Source organism: Anoxybacillus sp. ST4 (assembly GCF_019448545.1).
GTDB lineage: Bacteria > Bacillota > Bacilli > Bacillales > Anoxybacillaceae > Anoxybacillus > Anoxybacillus pushchinoensis.
On sequence record NZ_JAHZOE010000018.1, the window covers coordinates 1 to 25,093 of the forward strand.

The following is a 25,093-nucleotide window of genomic DNA, read 5'->3' on the forward strand; positions in this document are numbered from 1 at the left end:
CTCACCCGTCCGCCGCTAACGATTCAAAAGCAAGCTTTTGAATCGTCCGCTCGACTTGCATGTATTAGGCACGCCGCCAGCGTTCGTCCTGAGCCAGGATCAAACTCTCCATAGAAAGTTTATCTCTAGCTTTTACGCTGCTGTTTTGTTCAGTTTTCAAGGAACATCAAGCACAAGATATATCATACAAGAGCCCTTTGTTATTGTCAACACTTTTTCTTATGTTTTTTATAAAAAAATAAAATGACAACAGTGATGACCGTTGTCATTTTATAATTTCTTCGATAAATACATCTTTTTCTTCTTTCAGTGAAACAATTTGATTTGTCCCACTTATTTTAATCATCGGATGAGACGGTGAATCTTGCTCGAAAAAGATAATTTCCCCGACCTGCTCGTTTGATAATTTCACTTTTGATCCAATCGAAAGGGTCATTAAAAGCGATGCTAGCGCTTGAACAACGGAAAGATCAAATTTCCCAAAACAATCTTTATGAATTTGTTCGAACACTTTAAAAAGAGATTGCTTGTTACGATAAGGACGTTCAGAAATCATCGCATGGTATACATCAGCAACAGCAACAATTTTACTGTAAGGGTGTATTTTCTCTTCTTTCACATTAAGCAAATACCCGCTTCCATCATTTCTCTCATGATGTTGCAAAATTGCAAGCTTTACCCCTTCTTGTAGCGCTGTAACTTTTTGAACCATTTTATACCCATAAACAGTATGTTGACGCATATCTTTATATTCGGCCGGGGTGAGGGCTGTACTTTTAGTCAGTATTTTCGGATCAACCTTTGCCATGCCACAATCGCTTAGTAAACCAGCGATGGCTACTTGGCAATAGTCACCTTTTGTATATTGTAACTTTTTAGCCAATACACCTGAAAGAAGGCCAACCGTTACCGCATGATGAAATAAATATTCTGACTTTGTACAGTAATGGTGAAGAAAGAGCAATTCTTTTTCCGCTTCTAGTACTTTTTCGAATAAAGGCATAAACATTTTCCGGACTTTTCCGATATCAATAGGCAATCCTGACTGCCAACTTTGAAACATCTGTTTGTATTGCTGAACAGCTTCCAAATATAGCGTCAATACGTCTTTATTCCCTGTTGCTTTTGGCTTTGGTACATCCTCTTGAATAATTTCACTCGGACGAAATGTACTCCCGTCGACAAGGACGGATTGCACACGCACTTGGGTAACAAGAAATTTTTGTAATACAGTTAACATTTTTTTGTTCAACACCGTATTTTTCGGAACGATCACACGATTTGACTTTCCAATGACATCTTCCGCTAAGATGCATCCCTCTTGCAGTTGGGCTGTTTTTACTAACAACACATCTCCCCCCACCTTTGTAGAACGGTAGAGGGGGAACCCCCTCTACTCCTCTTGCAATAGTTCTTTTTCTTCTTCTTTCGGCACTTTGGCCACTGTTGCCACGTACTCTTGCTCATTGTCTTCATCTAGACGAATAAGTTTCACACCTTGTGTATTCCGTCCCATAACAGAAATATCTCCAACTGCTATGCGAATCATTACACCACTTGCAGTCATTAACATGAGATCTTCTTCGCCTGTGACTGTTTTCACGGCCACGACGTCGCCATTCTTTTCAGTAATATTGCACGTTTTTATTCCTTTTCCTCCCCGGCTTTGAATGCGATATTCGGAAGCTGGAGTTCGTTTTCCATATCCTTTTTTCGTTACAATTAAAATTTCCTCATTACCGTTTAAACTTTCCATTCCAACAACTTCGTCACCCGGACATAGCGTAATCGCCTTCACACCTGCAGCTGTTCGTCCCATCGAGCGAACATCTGTTTCAGGAAAACGGATCAACATTCCATTTTTCGTTCCGACGATGATATGTTTATGGCCGTCTGTAAGTTTTACGGATATTAACTCATCACCTTCATGCAAATGAATTGCAATTAAACCGTGGTTCCGGATGTTAGCAAATGAAGATAACGGTGATCGTTTAGCAATACCCTGCTTTGTTGTGAAAAATAAAAACGCATCTTCATGAAATTGTTCGATAGCAATAACTGTATTAATGACTTCATCTTTTTCAATGTTTAATAAGTTAACGATTGGAAGACCTTTTGCTGTACGACTAAATTCTGGGATTTCATATCCTTTTGCCTTATATACTTTTCCTTTGTTTGTAAAAAATAAAACGATATCATGTGTAGATGTAATAACTAGGTGTTCAACGAAATCGTCCTCGTTCGTATTCATTCCTTGAATACCTCGCCCACCTCGTCTTTGGCTCCGATATGTTGAGACAGGGAGTCTCTTAATATATCCCCGGTGAGTTAGCGTAACAACAATATTTTCACGAGTAATTAAGTCTTCATCATCAATCGTTTCTAAACTACCGCTTACAATTTCTGTGCGACGATGATCATTGAACTTTTCTTTAATTTCAAGCAACTCATCACGAATAATTTGTAACACTTTTTGTTCATCAGCTAAAATAGCCTTTAAACGTGCGATAAGTCCTAATAATTCAGCGTACTCTTGCTCAATTTTTTCACGCTCTAATCCCGTTAAACGTTGCAGGCGCATATCTAAAATAGCTTGCGCTTGCTTCTCGCTTAACTGAAACCTCGTCATTAATCCTTCTTTTGCTACGTCCGCTGTGGCAGATTGACGAATAAGCTCAATCACTTCATCTAAATGATCGAGGGCAATACGTAATCCTTCTAAAATGTGCGCGCGAGCTTCTGCTTTGTTTAATTCAAACTGCGTGCGACGACGAATGACAACTTTTTGATGATCTAAGTAATGTTGTAAACATTGCTTTAAATTCAATACTTTCGGCTGCCCGTCGACAAGCGCAAGCATGTTAATACCAAAGCTCGTTTGTAAAGCGGTTTGTTTATATAAATTGTTAAGTACGACATGGGCGCTCACATCTCTTCTCACTTCAATGACGATACGCATGCCGCTTCGATCCGATTCATCACGCAAATCTGTAATGCCATCAATTTTCTTTTCGCGTACAAGCTCAGCAATTTTTTCAATCAACTTAGCTTTATTTACTTGATAAGGCAATTCACGGACAATAATCATTTCTTTTCCGTTTTCTTTTTGTTCAATCTCCGCTTTTGCACGTAACGTAATTGAACCTCGACCTGTTTCATACGCTTTCCGAATGCCGCTCCTTCCAATAATTTGAGCACCTGTCGGAAAATCTGGACCCGGCAAATACTCCATCAGTTCGGCAACAGTCATGTCCGGGTCTTTCATAAGCTCTAATAAAGCGTCAATAACCTCCCCAAGTTGGTGAGGTGGAATGTTTGTCGCCATTCCAACTGCAATGCCCGAAGACCCGTTTACGAGTAAATTTGGAAAGCGAGCCGGCAAAACGATTGGTTCACGTTCTGAACCGTCGTAGTTATCTTGATAGTCGATCGTGTCCTTGTTAATATCACGCAACAGCTCCATCGAAATTTTCGACATTCTCGCCTCTGTATAACGCATAGCCGCTGCGGCATCCCCATCGATCGACCCGAAGTTTCCATGGCCGTCAACAAGCATATATCGATAGTTAAAATCTTGAGCCATCCGCACCATCGTATCGTATACTGCTGCATCACCGTGCGGATGATACTTTCCGATAACTTCACCAACAATGCGTGCTGACTTTTTATAAGGCTTGTCCGCCGTCATCCCTAAATCGTGCATCGCATATAAAATGCGACGATGTACCGGCTTGAGCCCATCACGCACATCTGGAAGTGCACGCGATACGATGACGCTCATAGCATAGTCAAGAAACGATGCACGCATTTCTTGACTAATGCTTATTTCTTTTACCCGTTCAGACATATAGCAACAAACCTCCCTTACTTAACAAATAAAGAAAACAGGGGGAGGGTGAATAAACACTCTCCAACATGTTTAAATGTCAAGATTTTTTACGTATTTTGCATTTTCCTCGATAAACTGTCTACGTGGTTCAACTTTATCTCCCATTAAGATTTCAAACGTCTCATCCGCTTCCATCGCATCTTGCAAACTTACTTTTAACAATGTTCGCGTCTCAGGGTTCATCGTTGTTTCCCAAAGTTGTTCTGGATTCATTTCACCAAGACCTTTGTAACGTTGAATGATCGGTTTTGGCTGCTCAGGCAAACGGGCGAGTATTTCTTCAAGTTGTCGATCGCTATACGCATACTCAATTCTTTTCCCTTGTTGAATTTTATATAACGGTGGCTGAGCAATATACACGTAACCTTGTTCGATTACATCGCGCATATAGCGGTAGAAAAATGTGAGCAACAATGTTCGAATGTGAGCACCATCCACATCCGCATCCGTCATAATAATAATTTTATGGTAACGTGCTTTTGTAATATCAAAATCTTCCCCAATTCCCGTACCGAGAGCTGTAATAATTGCACGCACTTCATTGTTTGATAAAATTTTATCTAATCTCGACTTTTCAACGTTAATAATTTTACCTCGTAGCGGTAAAATCGCTTGAAAATGACGATCACGTCCTTGTTTAGCAGAACCACCCGCTGAATCTCCCTCAACGACATACAACTCGCATATTGATGGATCTTTTGAAGAACAATCCGCTAATTTCCCAGGCAAACTCGATACTTCAAGAGCATTTTTTCTTCTCGTTAGCTCTCTTGCGCGCTTAGCTGCTAGACGTGCGCGCGAAGCTAAAATTCCTTTTTCAACGATTTTTTTTGCAACAGACGGGTTTTCTAACAAAAACTTCTCGAATTGTTCGGCAAAAATAGACTCTGTCGCTGTACGAGCATCGCTATTTCCAAGCTTCGTCTTCGTTTGTCCTTCAAACTGAGGTGACGGATGTTTCACTGAAATGATTGCAGTAAGCCCTTCACGTACATCTTCACCCGTCAAATTCGCATCTTGCTCTTTGAACATATTATTTTTCCGACCATAATCATTAATAATTCGCGTTAAAGCGGTCTTAAAACCAAGTTCATGCGTACCGCCTTCATGCGTATGAATGTTGTTCGCAAAAGAGTAAATATTACTTGTATATCCGTCATTATATTGTAAAGCGATTTCCACTTGGATACCGTCTTTTTCGCCCTCAATGTAAATCGGCTCCTCATGGAGCGTCTCTTTTGTTCGATTTAAATGCTTGACATATGAGGAGATTCCACCCTCGTAGTAATATTCATTAGCACGCTTCTCTTCACGACGATCTTCGAGCGTAATGCGAATACCTTTGTTTAAAAAGGCGAGCTCTCTCAATCGATGTGCGAGCGTATCATAATCATATTCAGTTGTTTCTTCAAAAATCTCTGGGTCTGGTTTAAAATGGATCGTCGTCCCTGTTCGATCTGTCTCGCCTACCACTTGCAAATCCGAACAAGGCACTCCCCGCTTATATTTTTGATAGTGAATTTTCCCGTCGCGATGTACGTATACTTCTAATTCTTCTGACAAAGCGTTGACGACAGATGCACCGACCCCGTGCAAACCACCGGATACTTTATAGCCGCCCCCGCCGAACTTTCCACCTGCATGTAGCACAGTCATAATGACTTCAACAGCTGGTCTTCCCATCTTTTCGTGAATACCAACTGGAATCCCGCGCCCGTTATCAATCACTGTAATGCTGTTATCTTCTTCAACAATGACGTTAATTTCTGTACAAAATCCAGCTAATGCTTCATCGATACTGTTATCAACAATTTCCCACACAAGATGGTGCAGTCCTTTTGCCCCGGTTGATCCGATATACATTCCAGGTCTCTTTCGTACCGCTTCCAATCCTTCGAGAACTTGAATTTGACTTTCATCATAAACCGTTTGCTCTCTTTGTTCCATCGTCATTATTGATCACCTACGCTTTCCTTTTCGAACAATATGTTCGAGTTTTATGAACGACTAGCGTTTTATCATTTGCCCTGATATGACTTCATACACATCTGCATCTTGAATGACGCGGTGCTCAATTCCATCGATGCTCGTTGTTGTGACAAATGTTTGAACTTTGCCTTGTATAGCATCTAGCAAATGCGTTTGGCGGAAATCATCGAGCTCCGATAGTACATCATCGAGCAAAAGAATTGGATACTCACCGATCTCCGAAAAAATTAAATCAATTTCAGCTAACTTTAATGAAAGAGCTGCCGTTCGTTGTTGACCTTGTGAACCAAACGTTTGCACATCTTTTTCGTTGATTGTAAACGATAAATCATCCCGATGTGGTCCGATGAGTGTTGTGCCTCGTTCTATTTCTTTTGTTTTTATTTTTGTGAATTTGTCGTTATACGCTTCTACTATTCTCGACAATTGTTGTTTATCTAATACATCAATGGACGGACGATAATGAATGGCTAACTGTTCGTTCCCTCGACTAATTTCGGCATGAATCGGTTTTGCCCATGTTTGTAGTAATTCGATAAATTCATATCTTTTCAGAGTAATTTTAGCTGCGAGCTGCACAAGCTGTTCTGTAAGCACATCGAGGAATGTTTCGTCCGTTTGCTTTTTTGACTGAAGTAGTTTTAAATATTGATTTCTTTGTTGTAACACTTTTTGATATTGTGCAAGCCCATGCATATACACAGGCGATACTTGACCAATTTCCATGTCGATAAAGCGCCTTCGAATTTGCGGGCTCCCTTTTACAAGGTTTAAATCTTCTGGAGCAAACATAACAACATTCATGTGCCCAACATAACTACTCAATTTTGCTTGTTCAATGTAATTTAGTCTCGCCTTTTTTCCCTTTTTCGATAGCGTCAACTGTAAAAAAGTTGAACCGTTTTTCTTTCCTACTCTACCTTCTATTTTAGCATAATCTTCGTCCCAACGAATTAAATCTTTATCGTTCGTCGTCCGATGCGACTTCGCCATCGCCAACACATAAATAGACTCCATAACGTTTGTTTTTCCTTGGGCATTCTCCCCCAAAATGACATTTACTTTATTTTTAAATTGCCAATCACCTTGCTCATAGTTTCGGTAATTTTTTAAAGTTAACTGTTCTAAAAACAAAGGTGCCCCCACCTTTACGAACGAATCGTAAATGTACCGATTGTTTCAATATCAACAACGTCCCCGACTTTCAACTTGCGACCGCGACGTTGTTCCCGTTCACCGTTAACAAATACATCGTTTGTTTGTAAAAACCATTTCGCCATGCCACCTGTTGAAATGACGTTCGCTAATTTCAAAAATTGTCCAAGCGTAATTGTTTCTGTTGCAATTTTTATTTCTTTCATCCATCATCCGCTCACTTTCCATAAAAAGTGTCCATTCTTTCATTGTACTAAAAAATAGGGATTAAGAAAAGGAAAGCTGCTAGTCTGTCTAGCAGCTTTAGTATGTGCGCACAGGTAAAATTAACTGAAGCATCGAATCATCATGGAGCGGGCGAATCAAAAATGGTCGCATCGCACCAGTAAAACTAATTTTAATCTCTGCTCCTTCTAACGCTTTTAATGCGTCCATCATATATTTAGCACTGAAAGAGATTTTTAGCTCTTCACCTTCTAGTTGTTCGCATTGCACTTCCTCTACCACTTTTCCGATTTCCGGTGAGTTCGAAGAAATTTCAACGACTTTTCCAGGTAACGTTGTTAAACGGACGACATTGTTTCTTCCTTCACGCGCTAGTAGCGACGCCCGGTCGATCGCTTGCAAAAACTCTTTTGTTTTTACAATCATATCCGTTTGGCTGTCTGTAGGAATAAGCCGCGATGTGTCCGGATAGTTTCCGTCTAGTAACCGTGAGAAAAATAGTAAATGTTTCGTTTTGAATAATACTTGATTTTCAGTTACAACAATGTGAACAAGTTCATTTGTTTCCTCGAGAATTTTATTTAATTCATTCAAGCTTTTTCCAGGAATAACGATGTTGTAATGTGCCTCGGCCTCGGTTTCCACTTTCGCTTTTCGCATAGCTAGCCGGTGACTGTCTGTTGCAATACACGTTAGCTCATTGTTTTCGATCCGCCAATTTACACCTGTTAAGATTGGTCGTGTTTCTGAGGTGGACACAGCAAAGACCGTTTGACGAATGACATGTTTCAACAAATCAGCTGGTATTTTAAACATGTTTTCCTCTTGAATTTGCGGCAAGCGTGGATATTCTTCTGGATCTAACCCATTCAAATAAAACTCTGTTTTTCCTGAACGAATTGTTGTAACAAATTGATCTTTTACTTCAATTTCTACTGCTTCTTTTGGTAATTTGCGAACAATCTCGCTAAAAAAACGGGCTTGTAATACGACACTTCCTTGTTTAATGACATCGACAATCATTCGATCTTCTTCCTCTGCAGGGATAAATGACTCAATAGAAATGTCTGAATCACTTCCTGTCATTGTGACACCATGTTCGGAAGCGACAATTTTAATTCCAGTTAAAATAGGGATCGTTGTGCGGGATGATACAGCTTTCATAACATCTTGTACACTTCTCACTAAGTGATCGCGATCGATAATAACTTTCACAAGGAAAACCTCCCTAAAATTTATTTATTATTTTTTTAAAAAACTATTAATCGTAGTACTAGGCGCTGTGATTATGTGGATAAGTGAATAAAACAAAGGAAGCACAGGCTATCCACATGTGGACAGTCTGTGCACAAATAAAACAAAGTTATTCACATTATTTCAGTTTCTCCATAATTTCTTTCAACTGTTTTTGTAGTTGAACATCTGTTTGAATGAGAGCTGAGATTTTTTCATGTGCATGAATGACAGTTGTATGATCACGTCCACCAAATTCTTCACCAATTTTCGGGAGTGAACAGTCCGTCAGCTCACGTGAAAGATACATCGCAATTTGGCGCGGAAAAGCAACAGATTTTGTCCGCTTCTTCGCTTTAAAATCTTCAAGTTTCACGTTAAAATGTTCGCCAACGACACGCTGAATGTCTTGAATGGTAATCACTTTTGGCTTCGAACTTGGAATAATGTCTTTTAACGCCTCGGCTGCTAGGTCAGCGTTAATTTCTTTGTTGATTAAGGAAGAGTAAGCAACGACGCGAATGAGCGCTCCTTCTAATTCACGAATGTTTGAATCAATTTGATTAGCAATATACAACATCACTTCGTTCGGTATATCGAATCCTTCTGCTTTTGCTTTCTTGCGTAAAATGGCAATCCTCGTTTCTAAATCGGGTGGAGTGATATCTGTAATCAAGCCCCATTCAAAACGAGAGCGAAGGCGATCTTCTAACGTCGGAATTTCTTTTGGAGGTCGGTCGCTTGATATGACAATTTGCTTACTTTCTTCATGTAGTGTATTAAACGTATGGAAAAACTCTTCTTGCGTTTGTTCTTTTCCAGCTAGAAATTGAATATCATCTATTAACAGCACGTCCACGTTGCGATATTTGTTGCGAAAATCATCCGGGCGGTTATCGCGAATGGCGTTAATAAATTCATTTGTAAACTTTTCCGAAGATAAATATACAACTTTTGCTGACGGATTATGTTCAAGAACGTAATGACCGATCGCATGCATGAGGTGCGTCTTGCCTAGGCCTACACCACCATAAATGAAAAGGGGGTTGTACGCTTTGGCCGGTGCTTCTGCTACCGCTAAAGATGCGGCATGGGCAAAGCGGTTTCCGGATCCAATGACAAATGTGTCGAACGTATATTTTGGATTGAGCATACTTTGTGGAAATTCTGTTTGTTCATCATCGTGTTTTCGCGGTTTGCTTGTTGGCTTTACATCAAATTCTTCCGGTGTTTGATCGTTAGGAATCGTGCATTTGATTTTTAATTCTTCCCCGGTAATATCATAAAGCGTTTGTTCGATAAGCCGGGTGTAACGCGACTCGAGCCAGTCTTTCGTAAATTCGTTTGGAACGGTAATAATAAGTATGTCGCCTTTTAGCGAATGGGCCGTTGTTGATTTCAACCATGTTTCGAAGCTAGGCTTGCTAATTTTTTTCTCAATTTCTGCTAACGCTTTATTCCATAAGTCTGAAATGTTTTCCACGCCGCTCTCCCTCCTTCTCCGCGCGGGTGTATAACTTTTGCACAACGTTACCTATAAAAAAATTTTTTTTCGACAGTTTTCACCGATTGTGGACAAATATTTACACATAATGTGGACGAAACTGTCCACACATTATCCACATTTTGTGGATAATGAGAAAAAAATATGGAATTATCCAGAGTAAAAACAACAATATAATAGCAGATAAATACTTATGTTGCAATGGTTTTAAAATATTATCCACAAAACAAAAAAGATGTGAAAAAATTTTATCCACAAGGTTATAAGATGTGAAAAACTTGTCGATAAATGTTGTGGATACAAAAAAAGCGACAAAAACTTTATCCACAGTAATAATCACAGGATCGTCAAAAAAAGATACTCCCGGAGTAGTTGACATTTCTCTTAATTTCTCACTATAATTAGAAAGACTGTCTTTTAACAGTTATTCCTCAGGGAGGTGTCATATATGAAAAGAACGTATCAACCAAACAAACGGAAACGTAGCAAAGTACACGGTTTCCGCGCGCGTATGAGCACAAAGAACGGCCGTAAAGTTCTTGCTCGCCGTCGTCGTAAAGGAAGAAAAGTATTATCTGCATAGGCCACTGAACGATCAGTGGTCTTTTTTCTAACGGGAGTTACGATCGAGGTGTTATCGGAGCACATGAGAAAAAAATATCGCATAAAAAAAAATGACGAGTTTCAAGAAGTGTTTAAGAAAGGAAAATCGGTAGCGAACCGACAGTTTGTCATATACGTTCTAGATAAGCCTGAACAATCGTATTTCCGCATCGGATTATCTGTTAGTAAGAAAATTGGGAAAGCGGTCGTTCGAAATCAGGTGAAGCGCTATATTCGTCAAGTGTTTCATGAAGAACGTGATCGAATTCAAGCTGGCAAAGATTATGTGATCATTGCGCGAATGCCGGTCGCTACAATGGAATATGAAGAGGTGAAAAAAAGCTTATTGCACGTTTTGAGACGGGCGAACGTTTTTCGTTAAATTTGATCGACCATATGTTAAAATATTTCAAGGAACGTATAAAGTAAGGGGGAAAAGTGAGTGAAAAAAAGGCAAGTCGCATGGCTGTTTTTACTTCTTGCTGTTGTGCTAGCAGGATGTACGGAAATTAATCAGCCAATTACTGCAGAAAGCAAAGGGTTTTGGAACGAGTATATCGTTTACCCGCTATCTTGGTTAATTACATATACGTCTGAGTTGTTTGGTTCCAATTATGGATTAGGGATTATTGTCGTTACAATTTTAATCCGTTTAGCTATTTTGCCGCTCATGATCCAACAGACGAGAAATTCAAAAGCAATGCAGGCGCTGCAACCAGAGTTACAAAAACTCCGTGAAAAATATAGCTCAAAAGATGCACAAACGCAGCAAAAATTGCAACAAGAGACGATGTTGCTTTTCCAAAAACATGGCGTTAATCCGCTGGCAGGTTGTTTGCCGCTGCTCATTCAAATGCCAATTTTAATCGGTTTTTACCACGCGATTATGCGTACAGAGGAAATCGCGCGCCATAACTTTTTATGGTTTGATTTAGGGGAAAAGGATCCATTTTTCATTTTACCGCTTGTCGCGGGAGTAACGACGTTTATTCAGCAAAAAATGATGATGGCTGGCACCGAGCAACAAAATCCACAAATGGCCATGATGCTCTGGTTAATGCCGATCATGGTTGTTGTATTTGCAATTAACTTCCCGGCAGCACTTTCGCTTTATTGGGTAGTTGGTAACTTGTTTATGATTGCACAAACGTATTTTATTAAAGGACCGGAATTAAAAGCAACGAATCAAGCTGGGGGAACAGGAAAGTGAAACGAATAACGATGGGTGGCCAAACGGTAGAAGAGGCAGTGGAAAAAGCGTTAGCGCAATTACATGTGCCGAAAGAAGCGGTCGATATTGTCGTTTTGCAACATGAAAAAAGGCCGTTTCTTGGCTTATTCGGCGGGAAAGAGGCGATCGTTGAAGTGACGATCAGCAACCCATTTTATTGTGTTGAATCGTTTTTAAAGCAAGTGATCGAACAGATGAACGTGCGTGTTCATCTGTCGTGCCATAGCGAAAAAGATCGCTTAGTTGTTTTGCTGTCAGGTCCAGATGTTGCACGAGTCATCGGAAAGCACGGTCAGACGTTGAATGCATTGCAATTGTTGGCGCAAGGCGTTTTAAATCGTTGTGCCGATCGTTCGCTTTATGTTGTCATTGATGCCGAAGGTTACCGAAAACGGAGAGAAGAAACGCTCGTTCGTTTAGCGAAAAGCATGGCGAAAAAAGTAGTACAAACTGGAAAAGATATGTCGCTAGAGCCGATGAGTGCATGGGAACGAAAAGTCATTCATGCGGCGTTGAGCGACGATGAAAAAGTACAAACGTTTTCGGCTGGAACGGAGCCGCATCGCCACGTCGTTATTTCATTAAAACAATAAACATTCTCTAGGGGAAGTTGTTCCTAGAGAATTTTTTTTGTAAATTGAAACACGGTGTGTATGTTGTTATTCACATGTGGATAAGTTAAAATTTATTTGATTAACATTGTGAGTAACATATGTGTGACATAGATGTGGATGATTTTTTTCATGGAAGAAGGTGAGTAACATGGAGTTTGATACAATTGCAGCAATCTCAACCCCGATGGGTGAAGGGGCAATTGCAATTGTCCGCCTAAGTGGGGATAAAGCGATACAAATTGTCGATCAACTGTTTGCCGGAATTGCCGGGAAGAGGCTTAAAGACGTCCCATCTCATACAATTCATTATGGGCATATCGTTCATCCGGAGACGAAGGAAACAGTTGAAGAAGTGATGGTAACTGTTATGAGAGCGCCAAAAACGTTCACACGCGAGGATGTCGTTGAAATTAATTGCCATGGCGGTCTCATTTCTGTTAACCGCGTGCTTCAACTCGTGTTAGAGTACGGCGCTCGTTTAGCAGAACCGGGTGAATTTACGAAGAGAGCTTTTTTAAACGGACGCATTGATTTATCGCAAGCGGAAGCGGTGATGGACTTAATCCGCGCTAAAACGGATCGTGCGATGGCCGTTGCATTGAACCAAATGGAAGGAAGGTTATCAAAACTTATTCGTCGTCTACGTCAAACGATTTTAGAGACGTTGGCACACGTCGAAGTAAATATTGACTATCCAGAATATGATGATGTCGAAGAAATGACGCATCGTTTGTTGCTTGAGAAAGCGACAGAAGTGAAAAATGAAATTGAACGATTGTTACAAACAGCACAACAAGGAAAAGTGTTACGAGATGGATTAGCGACCGTCATTGTCGGACGTCCAAATGTCGGAAAATCATCGCTATTAAACAGCTTGGCCCACGAAAATCGAGCGATCGTCACCGATATTCCCGGCACGACGCGTGATGTGATCGAGGAGTATGTCAATGTCCGGGGTGTACCACTCCGCTTGTTAGATACGGCAGGCATTCGCGAAACAGAGGACATCGTTGAGCGCATTGGGGTCGAGCGATCACGGAAAGTGTTAAAAGAAGCCGATTTGATTTTACTTGTGCTCAACTATAATGAACCGTTGACGCTAGAAGATGAACAGCTCTTTGAAGCAGTAAAAGGGATGGACGTAATCGTTATTGTCAATAAGACGGACTTGCCTAAACGAATAGATATGGAGCGGGTAAAACAATTGGCGCAAGGGGCACCAATTATTACGACATCGTTGCTAGAAGAAAGAGGAATCGATCAACTTGAAGAGGCGATTGCCTCATTGTTTTTCAGTGGGGATGTCGAAGCACGTGATTTAACATATGTATCAAATTCGCGCCATATTGCGTTGCTGACGCAAGCGAAAAAGTCGATAGAAGAAGCGATTCACGGCATCGAGTCGGGCATGCCGATCGACATCGTACAAATTGATTTAACAAGAGCGTGGGAGTTACTAGGAGAAATTGTTGGCGATACGGTACACGAAAGCTTAATTGATCAGTTGTTTGCACAATTTTGTTTAGGAAAATAAGGAGGGAACTTCATGATGCATTACGAGGCAGGGTCTTATGATGTCATCGTCGTCGGTGCTGGTCATGCTGGGTGTGAGGCTGCGCTTGCTGCTGCGCGCATGGGGGCAAACACTTTAGTCATTACACTTAACCTTGATATGATCGCTTTTATGCCATGTAATCCATCCATTGGCGGTCCCGCAAAAGGGATTGTCGTACGCGAAATCGACGCGCTTGGCGGCGAAATGGGCAAAAATATCGACAAAACGCATATTCAAATGAGAATGTTAAACACAGGAAAAGGACCGGCGGTGCGGGCGCTGCGTGCACAAGCAGATAAATTTTTATATCAACAGGAAATGAAAAAAACGTTAGAAAACCAAGAGAATTTAACATTATTACAAGGAAAGGTAGAAAAATTAATCGTCGAAAATGGTGTATGTAAGGGAGTAATAACACATACAGGTGCTCACTATTACGCAAAGGCTGTTGTTATTACGACAGGGACATTTTTGCGCGGTGAAATCATTATTGGAGATATTAAATATTCAAGCGGTCCAAACAATCAACAACCATCAATTAAGCTCTCAGAACATCTAGAGGAGCTTGGTTTTGAGCTCGTTCGTTTTAAAACAGGGACACCGCCGCGAGTCAACAGCCATACGATTGACTATAGCAAAACAGAAATTCAGCCAGGGGACGACGTGCCGCGCGCGTTTTCATATGAAACGAAACAATACATTACTGATCAGCTTCCTTGTTGGCTCACTTACACGACTGAGGAAACGCACCGAATTATCGATGAAAATTTGCACTTGTCACCGATGTATTCAGGAATGATTAAAGGGACAGGTCCACGCTATTGTCCATCGATCGAAGATAAAATCGTTCGTTTTCATGATAAGCCGCGTCACCAAATTTTCCTTGAGCCTGAAGGAAGACACACACAAGAAGTGTACGTGCAAGGGTTATCCACAAGTTTGCCGGAACATATTCAACGTCAAATGTTAGCGACTATTCCGGGATTAGAGAAAGCACAGCTGATGCGAGCTGGCTATGCGATCGAATATGATGCGATTGTCCCAACGCAATTATGGCCAACGTTAGAAACAAAAGTCGTTCAGCGACTATACACAGCGGGACAAATTAACGGAACATCAGGATATGAAGAGGCGGCTGGCCAAGGATTAATTGCTGGTATTAATGCTGCGTGTAAAGCGCTTGGCAAAGAGGAATTAATTTTAAGTCGTTCAGAAGCGTATATTGGTGTTTTAATCGATGATCTTGTCACAAAAGGAACGAATGAACCGTACCGCTTGTTAACATCCCGTGCTGAATATCGTCTTTTACTCAGACATGACAATGCTGATTTACGTTTAACGGAAATTGGATATAAGCTCGGTTTAATCTCACAAGAGCGATATGAAAAGTTTTTAGCGAAAAAAGAAGCGATCGAAGCGGAGAAGAAGCGGTTAAAATCGTACATTATTAAACCGACGCCGCAAGTGCAAGAAATGATTCGGCGTGTCGGGGGGAGCGAGTTAAAAGACGGCATTCGCGCTGCCGACTTGTTAAAGCGTCCAGAAATGACATATGAACATATTCAAATGCTTGTGCCAACGGAGCAGCCGATTGATCCGGAAGTGGCGGAACAAGTGGAAATCCAAATTAAGTACGAAGGATATATTGAAAAATCGCTACAACAAGTGGAAAAGTTGAAGAAAATGGAGAATAAAAAAATTCCAGAAGATATTGATTACGATGCGATTACAGGATTGGCGACAGAGGCGCGACAAAAGCTAAAACAAGTCCGTCCGCTTTCTATTGCACAAGCATCGCGAATTTCAGGGGTCAACCCAGCTGATATTTCAATTTTATTAGTGTATTTAGAGCAGGGAAAAATCGCACGCGTGTCAAATGAATAAAGAGGGATGAACAATGGATGTAAATGTATTTAAACAAATGCTAGAGGAGAAAGGCATCTCGCTTTCTCCTCAACAACTCGCTCAATTCGAAACATATTATGAACTGCTTGTTGAATGGAATGAGAAAATGAACTTAACGGCCATTACAGACAAAGAGGGCGTATACTTAAAGCATTTTTTTGACTCGATTACACCTGCTTTTTATTACGATTTTTCACAGCCGTTATCGATTTGCGATGTCGGGGCGGGGGCAGGATTTCCGAGCATACCGTTAAAAATTTGTTTTCCTCACCTACATGTATCAATTGTTGATTCTTTACAAAAACGAATCACGTTTCTTAATCATTTAGCAGGGCAACTTGGACTTGAGGGAGTTGCTTTTTACCACGACCGCGCTGAAACGTTTGGACAAAAAAGTGTCCGCGAGTCGTTTGATGTTGTGATGGCTCGTGCTGTCGCGCGATTGTCTGTGTTAAGCGAGCTTTGCTTGCCGCTTGCAAAAGTAGGTGGGGTGTTTATTGCGATGAAAGGTGCATCAGCAAAAGAGGAGCTTGAACAAGGAAATACAGCGATTCGCGTGCTTGGTGGGGAAGTGGCGAAAGTGGAACAATTTGTATTACCGATTGAGGAAAGTGAACGAGCAATCATTTTTATTGAAAAAAGAAGAAAAACACCGAAGAAATATCCACGTAAACCAGGGGTACCGAACAAACTTCCAATTGAATGAATGTGTTGAGTTCTCAAAGGTGGTGTCAGGGGGAAATGAAGCATCCTTTTTCGCGCTTTTTTAGCTTTGGTGAGAAAGAGCAAGAGGAGATCGTCGTACCGAATGAAGAAATTAAGCGAATAGCTATTTCACAAATTGTTCCAAATCGGTTTCAGCCGCGGACTATTTTTGTTGAAGATAAAATTGACGAGCTTGCTCAAACCATTCGAACGCACGGGATGATCCAACCAATTGTCGTTCGGGAATGTGAAGATGGAAAGTTTGAAATTATTGCTGGCGAACGGAGATGGCGAGCTGCGCAAAAGCTCGGTTGGACCGACATACCTGCCATTATTAAAAATTTAAATGATACAGAAACGGCTTCTGTTGCCTTAATTGAAAACTTGCAACGGGAAGAGTTGACTCCGATTGAAGAAGCGATTGCTTATGCTCGTTTGCTTGAATTGCATAATTTAACACAGGAGGCGTTAGCCCAAAGGCTCGGAAAAGGACAATCGACCATTGCTAACAAGCTTCGCCTATTAAAACTACCTCAAGAAGTACAAGATGCATTGTTGCAACGTCAAATTACAGAGCGTCATGCTCGCGCGTTAATTGTGTTAAAAGATTACGATAAGCAGCTAAAGTTGCTTGAAGAAATTATTCAAAAGCAACTAAACGTCAAACAAACGGAAGATCGAGTGGCTAAAATGCTAGAAGAAAATGAAAAACGCCCGAAACCAAAGCGAAAATCATTAAGTAAAGATATGCGCATTGCTGTCAATACGATTCGTCAGTCGTTAACGATGGTCGCTGATAGTGGAGTTGCCATCGATTCAGAAGAAGAGGAATTTGAAGACTATTATCAAATTACAATCCGCATCCCGAAAAAACAAAAATAACACCTCATCAAAAACGACGATGAGGTTTTCTTTTTGTATATGAAAATATTGAAAAATTCGTGATACAATAAAGGTATTATAGGTAAAGGATGGGGAGCATTGTGGGGAAAATTATCGCTATTGCCAATCAAAAAGGCGGTGTTGGCAAAACGACAACAGCAGTAAACTTATCTGCTTGTTTAGCTCATATGGGGAAGAAAACGTTGCTTGTTGACATTGATCCGCAAGGAAATGCGACGAGTGGTATCGGTGTGGAAAAACATGAAATTGAACAATGTGCATATGACTTATTAGTTGAGGAAGTAGATGTACGTCAAGTGATTCGTCCGACAAATATCGAGCGTCTGCATATTATCCCTGCTACCATTCAACTCGCCGGTGCGGAGATTGAACTCGTCCCGATCGTTTCAAGGGAAGTTCGTTTACAAAAGGCATTAAGTCCAGTCAAGGATATATATGATTTTATTATTATCGACTGCCCGCCTTCCCTAGGATTGTTAACGATCAATGCTTTAACTTCAGCTGATACGGTATTAATTCCTGTCCAATGTGAATATTACGCATTGGAAGGGCTTAGTCAATTGTTAAATACGATTCGCCTTGTGCAAAAACATTTGAATTCGGATTTACGCATCGAAGGTGTGTTGCTTACCATGTTTGACGCCCGTACAAACCTAGGCATTCAAGTCATTCAAGAAGTGAAAAAGTATTTTCGTGAGAAAGTATATGAAACAATTATTCCGCGCAACGTTCGACTAAGTGAGGCACCAAGCCATGGAAAGCCAATTATTTTGTACGACGCAAAATCGCGAGGGGCAGAAGTGTATGCAGACTTTGCGAAAGAGGTGATCGCAAATGGCTAAAGGGCTCGGGAAAGGCATTCATGCTCTCTTTACTAACTTAGAAGCGGAGAAAGGGGAGACGGTGCAAGATATTGACATTCAACAGCTTCGTCCTAACCCATATCAGCCGCGTAAAACGTTTAACGAACAGGCGTTAGAAGAACTAAAACAGTCCATTGTGGAACATGGAATTATTCAACCTCTCATCGTTCGCCAGACGATTAAAGGATATGAGATTGTTGTAGGTGAACGGCGGTTTCGTGCGGCGCAATTGGCAGGGATGAAAACTGTTCCGGCAGTTGTGCGCGAGCTTTCGGATGAACAAATGATGGAGATTGCGCTACTTGAGAACTTACAACGTGAAGATTTAAATCCAATTGAAGAAGCGACAGCATACCAATTATTAATTACACGATGCAAATTAACACAAGAAGAGCTCGCCAAACGTTTAGGAAAGAGCCGACCACATATTGCGAATCATCTGCGCCTTCTATCGCTTCCAAGTGACGTTCAGCAAATGATTGAAGAGGGCACGTTATCCATGGGACATGGTCGCGCATTATTGGCATTAAAAAACAAACAGAAGCTCTCAGCCGTAATTCAACGTGTGATTCGTGAATCACTTAACGTTCGGCAACTTGAGGCGCTTATTCAACAGCTGAACGAAAATGTTCCACGTGAAACATTAGGGAAGAAAGAGGAGAAAAGTGTATTTTTGGCACAAAGTGAAGCGTTATTACGGGAACGTTTAGGCACCGCTGTATCCATCAAAAAAAATCGAAAAAGAGGGAAAATCGAAATTGAGTTTTTCTCCGAGGAAGATTTAACACGTATTTTACAATTGTTGAACGCATATGACGAATATATGGATGAATGAGGATGTGAAACATTTTGGCTTTGCTCGGTACGCTTGTTAACGGAATATGTATTATCATCGGTGCACTATTAGGAGCTTTTTTTCGCAACATCCCTGAACGTATAAAATCGACAGTGATGAACGGAATTGGACTTTCGGTCGTCGTTCTCGGGGTGAAAATGGGATTAGAGAGCGATCAATTTTTAATTGTTATTATTAGTTTAGTTGTTGGCGGAGCGCTAGGAGAGATGTGGGATATTGAGGAGAAGCTTGAAAGGTTAGGAAAATGGGTAGAAAGACGAATGGGATATGGGGCAGAAGGGATGATTTCAAGAGGGTTTGTTAGTGCAACCCTTCTGTTTGTTGTTGGCTCAATGGCAATTGTCGGTGCGTTACATAGCGGTTTAAGAGGGGATCATCTTGTACTATATACAAAATCAATTTTAGACGGCTTTGCAAGCATCATCTTAACCGCTACGTTTGGCATCGGCGTTCTTTTTTCGGCCATTCCTGTCGTCATTTATCAAGGCTCCATCGCTTTGATGGCTACACAAATTGATCGTTTTATTCCGGCAAGCGCTCTGGAAGCGTTCATTGCTGAATCAACTGCTACAGGCGGAATTTTAATTATTGCAATTGGATTAAATATGTTACGTTTGACATCTGTTCGCGTCGCAAACTTATTGCCAAGCATTTTAGTGAACGCGTTCATTGTCGCTTTCATGTATACGTTATTCTAACAGTTTGTATTGTAACTCATTTATTTGTAAAGAAGCTAATCGTTGTTGTTTCTTTCGCTGTACTCCAGCTTCGTAAATGCCTGTTGCAATAGTTTCTGCCATATTCATTACTAAGTGAAGTCGAGTATTTTGCAGCACGAAAAATTCCATAAACCCGCTCACATTGACAATCCCAGTAATATGGGCGTCACCGACGGAAGGGAGATTTTTATTGACAGCCGCCCCTGGTTTTAATGGACCTTTTTCAATCGTGACCATCCCGATGTTTTTTACACGGCCAAGGCAAGCATCGACAGCGATAATGAATGCATGTTTATGTTGTTGATGAATGTCTCTTAGTTTTTCTTCTAAATTAACAGCATGAATCGGATCTTTTAACGTTCCGTACACATAAAACGGCAACGGCTCTTTTTGGCCAAGCATCGTACCGACAAGTGGTCCGAGCGAATCGCCAGTTGAACGATCTGTACCGATACACATGATGACAATTGGTGTATGTGTAGAAGCTGGTAGTAAGCGTAAAATGGATGATGAAAGTTGAGCTGCCGCATTTGGCTCATCGTAAAAAAATTTGTTTTGCATATGTCCGTTCCCTCCTTCGATTCAATGACGTGGTAACAGTATACGGAAAAATGTGAATATATATACATTGAGCGTCGTAGAAAGTTCATGTGCTACAAATGTAAGCAAAATACTGTTACAATAACTTATGCGTGAGCAAAGAAGCTTGTATAGGTTATTTCGCTACGATGGAGGTGGACGAATGGAACAAATGAAAAAAATATATGATCGTGTTGTTGCACAAATATTAGAAGGTGACTGGCTCGTTACAGTCGGTGTCAATTTATTTAAAATTGTCACGATTGTTTTTTTGGCATCTATTTTGTTAAAGGTTGTAAAATTAACGATTGCGAAGTTTTTCGCTGTCCGACAAAAAGCACCGATCCGCTTGTCTGAGCGAAGAGAAGCGACGTTAATGCGTTTGCTGAACAATATTGCTACGTATAGCATTTACTTTATTACGTTTATGATGGTTTTAGACGCTGTTGGCGTTGATATTCGTGCGATTTTAGCAGGTGCCGGGATCGTTGGGCTTGCTGTCGGATTTGGGGCGCAAAACCTTGTTCGCGATATTATTACCGGATTTTTCATTATTCTTGAAGATCAGTTTGCGGTTGGAGATTATGTGCGTATCGGGACATTTGAAGGACATGTAGAAGAAATCGGTTTGCGCACGACGAAGCTGAAAAGCTTTACGGGTGAAGTGCACATTTTGCCAAATGGAACGATTACACAAGTGACAAACTTTTCTTTAAACAATAGTGTTGCTGTTGTTGATGTGAGCATTGCCTATGAAGGCGATTTAGAAAGGGCGGAAGCTGTTATTCGTGAAGTGCTAGAAGAAATGCCAAGCAAATATGAAGACATTGTGAGTACGCCAGAACTGTTAGGCGTTCAAAACTTAGGGCCGTCTGAAGTTGTCATGCGCATTACGTGTGAAACGAAGCCGATGCGCCATTGGCATATTGCCCGCGCCTTGCGAAAAGAAATTAAGCTTCGTTTGGACGAGTGTGGAATTGAAATTCCGTTTCCTCGCTTAGTTCTTTATAATCGCGAACAGCAGGCAGAGCGTGCTTAAACAACGGAAAGGAGTGTGCTATATTGAATAAAGAGTATGGCATGCACGATATTGTTGAAATGAAAAAGGCGCATCCTTGCGGTACAAATCGTTGGAAAATCATTCGAATGGGTATGGATATTCGCATCAAATGCGAAGGATGTGGTCATAGCGTTTTGTTACCGCGGAAAGAATTTGAGAAGAAAATGAAAAAAGTGCTTGTCAAACATGAGGAATAGATGAAGAGAGGAGCATAACGATGGGTTTAACAGCAGGAATTGTCGGTCTTCCGAACGTTGGAAAATCAACGTTGTTTAATGCAATTACAAAAGCAGGTGCGGAATCTGCTAACTATCCGTTTTGTACGATCGAGCCAAACGTTGGGATTGTTGAAGTGCCGGATGAGCGGTTGAAAACGTTGACGCAACTATTTAATCCGAAGCGCACGGTTCCAACTGTATTTGAGTTTACAGATATCGCGGGAATTGTAAAAGGCGCAAGCAAAGGTGAGGGACTAGGGAATAAGTTTTTATCCCACATTCGTCAAGTGGATGCTATTTGCCAAGTTGTTCGTTGTTTCGCTGATGAAAATATTACTCACGTTGCTGGAAAAGTAGACCCGATTGCTGATATTGAAACAATTAATTTAGAGCTCATTTTTGCTGATTTAGAAACGGTAGATAAGCGAATAGACCGCGTTGGAAAAATGGCGAAGCAAAAAGATAAGGAAGCGGTATTTGAATATGACATTTTAACGAAACTGAAAGAAACATTTGAAGCGGGGAAACCGGCGAGAACGCTCTCATTTACTGAGGAAGAAATGAAAGTCGTGAAGCAACTCCATTTACTAACAATTAAACCGATGTTGTACGTTGCTAACGTTGGAGAGGAAGATTTAGCTGATCCGAACAACAATGAGTATGTCCAACGAGTAAAAGCATTTGCAAAAGAAGACAACGCAGAAGTCATTGTTGTGTGCGCAAAAGTCGAGGCGGAGATGGCAGAATTGGACGATGAGGAAAAAGAGATGTTTTTACAAGAGCTCGGCATCGAGCAATCCGGCTTAGACCAGCTTATTCGTGCCTCATATAGCTTGCTTGGACTAGCAACGTACTTTACAGCGGGCGAGCAAGAAGTGCGTGCATGGACGTTTCGTAAAGGAATGAAAGCACCACAATGTGCCGGAATTATTCATTCGGATTTCGAAAGAGGATTTATTCGAGCTGAAACAGTATCTTATGAAGATTTAGTTGCGGCAGGGTCGATGGCTGCAGCACGTGAAGCAGGAAAAGTACGGCTAGAAGGAAAAGATTATGAAGTGCAAGATGGGGACATTATTCATTTCCGTTTCAATGTCTAATGTTGCACATAAAAGACGTTCGTGATATAATCATCAAATGTGAGTAATGATATATTGCTCCTTGCTCTATAAAGAGCCGTGTAGACCAAAAGGAGGTGACTGTGTCGTGATGAGAAAATACGAAATTATGTACATTATCCGTCCAAATATGGAAGATGAGGCGAGAAAAGCGTTAGTTGAGCGTTTTAATAACGTTTTAACAGAAAACGGCGCGGAAATTACAAACGTGAAAGAATGGGGTAAGCGTCGTCTCGCTTATGAAATTGAAAAGTTCCGTGACGGTTACTACATGATTTTAAACGTTGTTGCGAAGCCAGCAGCGGTTCAAGAATTTGACCGTTTAGCACGCATCAGCGAAGACATCATTCGTCATATCGTCGTGAAGGAAGAAGAATAATTTCCTCATGAATAGGAGTGGTTCTGATGATTAATCGCGTAATTCTCGTCGGAAGGCTGACAAAAGATCCGGAATTACGCTATACTCCAAATGGAGTTGCTGTTGCCACGTTTACGCTAGCGGTGAACCGAACATATACAAACCAACAAGGTGAACGTGAGGCAGATTTCATTAACTGTATCGTTTGGCGCCGACAAGCTGAAAATGTGGCAAACTACTTGAAAAAAGGTAGTTTAGCTGGCGTAGAGGGTCGAATTCAAACGAGATCGTACGAAAACCAAGAAGGAAAGCGAGTATATGTGACAGAGGTTGTCGCCGATAGCGTGCAGTTTTTGGAGCCGCGGGGTAGCGGTGAACAGCGTGGCATGGCATCAGGCAGCTATGGCGAGCCGTTTCCATTTGGATCAAATCAGAACCCGAACCAAGGACGTAGCAGCGGATTTAGTCGTATTGATGATGATCCATTTGCGAACGATGGACAACCAATCGACATATCGGACGATGATTTGCCGTTTTAATATAAATTAGTGTAGAAAGGAGGATATACGATGGCAGGACGTAAAGGTGGACGTACAAAACGTCGTAAAGTTTGCTACTTTACAGCAAACGGAATTACGCACATCGACTACAAAGATGTAGATACATTAAAGAAATTCATTTCTGAGCGTGGTAAAATTTTACCTCGCCGCGTAACAGGTACGAGTGCGAAATATCAACGTAAATTAACAATTGCGATCAAACGTGCTCGTCAAATGGCTTTATTACCATACGTTGCGGGCGAATAAAAAAGAGAAAGCAGTAAGGGGGACGAAACCTTACTGCTTTTTGCTTTCGAGGAGGGAAAAAAGTGAAGAACGCGCGCGTATTAACAGAGGGAGCGGTACAACTTGCTATTTTTACCGTGCTTCTTTTGCTTAGTTTATATATGCCAGTGTTTGGAATGGTCACTACGTTTTTTTTAGCTGTTCCATTTCTTTTGTTTACTATGCGTCACACATATAAAAATGGTTTGTTTTTACTTGCTGCATCATTTATTCCATCCGTTTGGTTCGGTTCACTATTTTCTGTCCCGATGACGCTAATGTTTGCAACGAGTGGAGTGGTGATGGGGCACGTTTGGCGAAAAAAGGGTGGAACATATGCGGTTTTGCTCGTTGGAACGCTTTCTTTTTTACTTAGCATGATCATCATTTATGCCGCATCTGTTTTGTTCTTCGACATTCATATTGGCAAGCAAATTGAAGAAATGATGCAACAATCGTTTCAAAGTGCACAGGCGGTGTTAGAACAGTTTGGTCAACCAGCGAATGAGCAGTTTGAAAAAACGATGAAACAAACGATGGACGTTGTCCTCGATTTATTGCCGACTGCGTTTATCTTTGCTGCCGCATTTTTCGCTTGGATGACTCAACGAGCTGCTTTGCCAATTTTAAAACGATTAAACGTACCTATTGGCGATTGGCAGCCGTTTCGTGAGCTCGTTTTACCAAAAAGCTTACTATGGTACTATTTAGCTGTGATGGTTTTGCTCTTTTTCCCAATTGAGCAAGAATCGTTTCTTTATGTTGCGCTTCTCAACTTATTTCAAATTTTACAGCTTCTTATGACGATTCAAGGATTTTCATTCATTTTTTATTGGATGCATCATAAAAAGATGGGGCGTAAAGGAGCTATTGTGATTGTCGTTTTATCTCTATTTTTCCCTTTTTTACTTCACCTCGTACGAATATTGGGTATAATTGATTTAGGATTTGATTTGCGAAAGAGGCTGAATGATTAATGAAACAAGG

26 protein-coding genes and 1 rRNA gene are annotated in these 25,093 nt (G+C 41.0%); 18 read left to right on the top strand and 9 right to left on the bottom strand.

Annotation, left to right across the window (positions count from 1 at the left end; translation table 11 throughout):
- The 8 genes from K1I44_RS10980 to dnaA all read right to left on the bottom strand — a co-directional run.
- Positions 1 to 115, bottom strand: a 16S ribosomal RNA gene (locus K1I44_RS10980); the annotation flags it as partial.
- Between the two features lie 150 nt (positions 116 to 265).
- Positions 266 to 1,351 (bottom strand): HD-GYP domain-containing protein, encoded by a 1,086-nt coding sequence (locus K1I44_RS10985; protein WP_219986157.1) that lies wholly within the window; start codon positions 1,349 to 1,351, stop codon positions 266 to 268.
- A 42-nt stretch (positions 1,352 to 1,393) separates the two neighbouring features.
- Positions 1,394 to 3,847: a DNA gyrase subunit A gene (gene gyrA, locus K1I44_RS10990; RefSeq protein ID WP_003397599.1), complete on the bottom strand. Its 2,454-nt coding sequence runs from the start codon at positions 3,845 to 3,847 to the stop codon at positions 1,394 to 1,396.
- Positions 3,848 to 3,919: 72 nt separating this feature from the next.
- Positions 3,920 to 5,836, bottom strand: a complete 1,917-nt coding sequence (gene gyrB, locus K1I44_RS10995) for a DNA topoisomerase (ATP-hydrolyzing) subunit B (RefSeq protein WP_370627995.1) — start codon at positions 5,834 to 5,836, stop codon at positions 3,920 to 3,922.
- A gap of 60 nt (positions 5,837 to 5,896) precedes the next feature.
- Entirely contained in the window at positions 5,897 to 7,012 is a 1,116-nt protein-coding gene (recF, locus tag K1I44_RS11000) for a DNA replication/repair protein RecF (protein ID WP_003397597.1), read from the bottom strand.
- Between the two features lie 14 nt (positions 7,013 to 7,026).
- Positions 7,027 to 7,239 carry a S4 domain-containing protein YaaA gene (yaaA, locus tag K1I44_RS11005; protein WP_003397596.1) on the bottom strand — a complete coding sequence of 71 codons (213 nt, stop codon included), beginning with the start codon at positions 7,237 to 7,239 and terminating at the stop codon, positions 7,027 to 7,029.
- Between the two features lie 97 nt (positions 7,240 to 7,336).
- The gene (gene dnaN / locus K1I44_RS11010) at positions 7,337 to 8,473 is read right to left on the bottom strand and encodes a DNA polymerase III subunit beta (protein WP_003397595.1); all 1,137 of its coding nucleotides are present in this window, start codon (positions 8,471 to 8,473) and stop codon (positions 7,337 to 7,339) included.
- Between the two features lie 157 nt (positions 8,474 to 8,630).
- Positions 8,631 to 9,974 carry a chromosomal replication initiator protein DnaA gene (gene dnaA / locus K1I44_RS11015; protein WP_003397593.1) on the bottom strand — a complete coding sequence of 448 codons (1,344 nt, stop codon included), beginning with the start codon at positions 9,972 to 9,974 and terminating at the stop codon, positions 8,631 to 8,633.
- Between the two features lie 469 nt (positions 9,975 to 10,443).
- Here dnaA and rpmH point away from each other — a divergent pair, with 469 nt between their 5' ends.
- From rpmH to K1I44_RS11070, 11 genes are all read left to right on the top strand, one after another.
- On the top strand, positions 10,444 to 10,578 hold the full coding sequence (rpmH, locus tag K1I44_RS11020; protein ID WP_003397591.1) for a 50S ribosomal protein L34: 135 nt from the start codon (positions 10,444 to 10,446) through the stop codon (positions 10,576 to 10,578).
- Between the two features lie 63 nt (positions 10,579 to 10,641).
- Positions 10,642 to 10,980 carry a ribonuclease P protein component gene (gene rnpA, locus K1I44_RS11025; protein WP_003397588.1) on the top strand — a complete coding sequence of 113 codons (339 nt, stop codon included), beginning with the start codon at positions 10,642 to 10,644 and terminating at the stop codon, positions 10,978 to 10,980.
- A gap of 60 nt (positions 10,981 to 11,040) precedes the next feature.
- Positions 11,041 to 11,808, top strand: coding sequence for a YidC family membrane integrase SpoIIIJ (gene spoIIIJ / locus K1I44_RS11030; protein ID WP_003397587.1), 768 nt, complete (start codon positions 11,041 to 11,043; stop codon positions 11,806 to 11,808).
- Positions 11,805 to 12,422: an RNA-binding cell elongation regulator Jag/EloR gene (gene jag / locus K1I44_RS11035; protein WP_003397586.1), complete on the top strand. Its 618-nt coding sequence runs from the start codon at positions 11,805 to 11,807 to the stop codon at positions 12,420 to 12,422. Before spoIIIJ ends, jag begins: the two co-directional genes overlap by 4 nt.
- A gap of 169 nt (positions 12,423 to 12,591) precedes the next feature.
- Positions 12,592 to 13,977, top strand: coding sequence for a tRNA uridine-5-carboxymethylaminomethyl(34) synthesis GTPase MnmE (gene mnmE / locus K1I44_RS11040; protein WP_219986158.1), 1,386 nt, complete (start codon positions 12,592 to 12,594; stop codon positions 13,975 to 13,977).
- Between the two features lie 15 nt (positions 13,978 to 13,992).
- Positions 13,993 to 15,882, top strand: a complete 1,890-nt coding sequence (gene mnmG / locus K1I44_RS11045; RefSeq protein ID WP_003397584.1) for a tRNA uridine-5-carboxymethylaminomethyl(34) synthesis enzyme MnmG — start codon at positions 13,993 to 13,995, stop codon at positions 15,880 to 15,882.
- A 13-nt stretch (positions 15,883 to 15,895) separates the two neighbouring features.
- A complete protein-coding gene (gene rsmG, locus K1I44_RS11050) occupies positions 15,896 to 16,609 on the top strand; it encodes a 16S rRNA (guanine(527)-N(7))-methyltransferase RsmG (RefSeq protein ID WP_003397583.1) in 714 nt (237 codons plus the stop codon).
- Between the two features lie 35 nt (positions 16,610 to 16,644).
- Positions 16,645 to 17,490, top strand: a complete 846-nt coding sequence (gene noc, locus K1I44_RS11055) for a nucleoid occlusion protein (protein ID WP_003397581.1) — start codon at positions 16,645 to 16,647, stop codon at positions 17,488 to 17,490.
- A 101-nt stretch (positions 17,491 to 17,591) separates the two neighbouring features.
- Positions 17,592 to 18,353, top strand: a complete 762-nt coding sequence (locus tag K1I44_RS11060; RefSeq protein WP_003397580.1) for a ParA family protein — start codon at positions 17,592 to 17,594, stop codon at positions 18,351 to 18,353.
- Entirely contained in the window at positions 18,346 to 19,209 is an 864-nt protein-coding gene (locus K1I44_RS11065; protein WP_003397578.1) for a ParB/RepB/Spo0J family partition protein, read from the top strand. The genes K1I44_RS11060 and K1I44_RS11065 overlap by 8 nt, the downstream gene beginning before the upstream one ends.
- A gap of 14 nt (positions 19,210 to 19,223) precedes the next feature.
- The gene (locus K1I44_RS11070; RefSeq protein WP_003397577.1) at positions 19,224 to 19,928 is read left to right on the top strand and encodes a DUF554 domain-containing protein; all 705 of its coding nucleotides are present in this window, start codon (positions 19,224 to 19,226) and stop codon (positions 19,926 to 19,928) included.
- Here the strand turns inward: K1I44_RS11070 and yyaC are convergent.
- On the bottom strand, positions 19,920 to 20,510 hold the full coding sequence (gene yyaC / locus K1I44_RS11075) for a spore protease YyaC (protein ID WP_003397575.1): 591 nt from the start codon (positions 20,508 to 20,510) through the stop codon (positions 19,920 to 19,922). The two genes, K1I44_RS11070 and yyaC, sit on opposite strands and share 9 nt — an antisense overlap.
- Positions 20,511 to 20,691: 181 nt before the next feature.
- Here yyaC and K1I44_RS11080 point away from each other — a divergent pair, with 181 nt between their 5' ends.
- The 7 genes from K1I44_RS11080 (at position 20,692) to K1I44_RS11110 (ending at position 25,083) form a co-directional block, all read left to right on the top strand.
- Positions 20,692 to 21,567, top strand: a complete 876-nt coding sequence (locus K1I44_RS11080) for a mechanosensitive ion channel family protein (protein ID WP_219986159.1) — start codon at positions 20,692 to 20,694, stop codon at positions 21,565 to 21,567.
- A gap of 41 nt (positions 21,568 to 21,608) precedes the next feature.
- The gene (locus K1I44_RS11085) at positions 21,609 to 21,785 is read left to right on the top strand and encodes a DUF951 domain-containing protein (RefSeq protein WP_198525516.1); all 177 of its coding nucleotides are present in this window, start codon (positions 21,609 to 21,611) and stop codon (positions 21,783 to 21,785) included.
- A gap of 20 nt (positions 21,786 to 21,805) precedes the next feature.
- Entirely contained in the window at positions 21,806 to 22,906 is a 1,101-nt protein-coding gene (ychF, locus tag K1I44_RS11090; protein ID WP_003397572.1) for a redox-regulated ATPase YchF, read from the top strand.
- A gap of 109 nt (positions 22,907 to 23,015) precedes the next feature.
- Positions 23,016 to 23,303, top strand: coding sequence for a 30S ribosomal protein S6 (rpsF, locus tag K1I44_RS11095; RefSeq protein ID WP_003397571.1), 288 nt, complete (start codon positions 23,016 to 23,018; stop codon positions 23,301 to 23,303).
- 26 nt (positions 23,304 to 23,329) lie between these two features.
- A complete protein-coding gene (gene ssb, locus K1I44_RS11100) occupies positions 23,330 to 23,821 on the top strand; it encodes a single-stranded DNA-binding protein (protein ID WP_003397569.1) in 492 nt (163 codons plus the stop codon).
- Positions 23,822 to 23,851: 30 nt separating this feature from the next.
- Entirely contained in the window at positions 23,852 to 24,088 is a 237-nt protein-coding gene (gene rpsR, locus K1I44_RS11105; RefSeq protein WP_003397568.1) for a 30S ribosomal protein S18, read from the top strand.
- A 62-nt stretch (positions 24,089 to 24,150) separates the two neighbouring features.
- Positions 24,151 to 25,083 carry a YybS family protein gene (locus K1I44_RS11110; protein WP_003397567.1) on the top strand — a complete coding sequence of 311 codons (933 nt, stop codon included), beginning with the start codon at positions 24,151 to 24,153 and terminating at the stop codon, positions 25,081 to 25,083.
- Positions 25,084 to 25,093 lie beyond the last annotated feature (10 nt).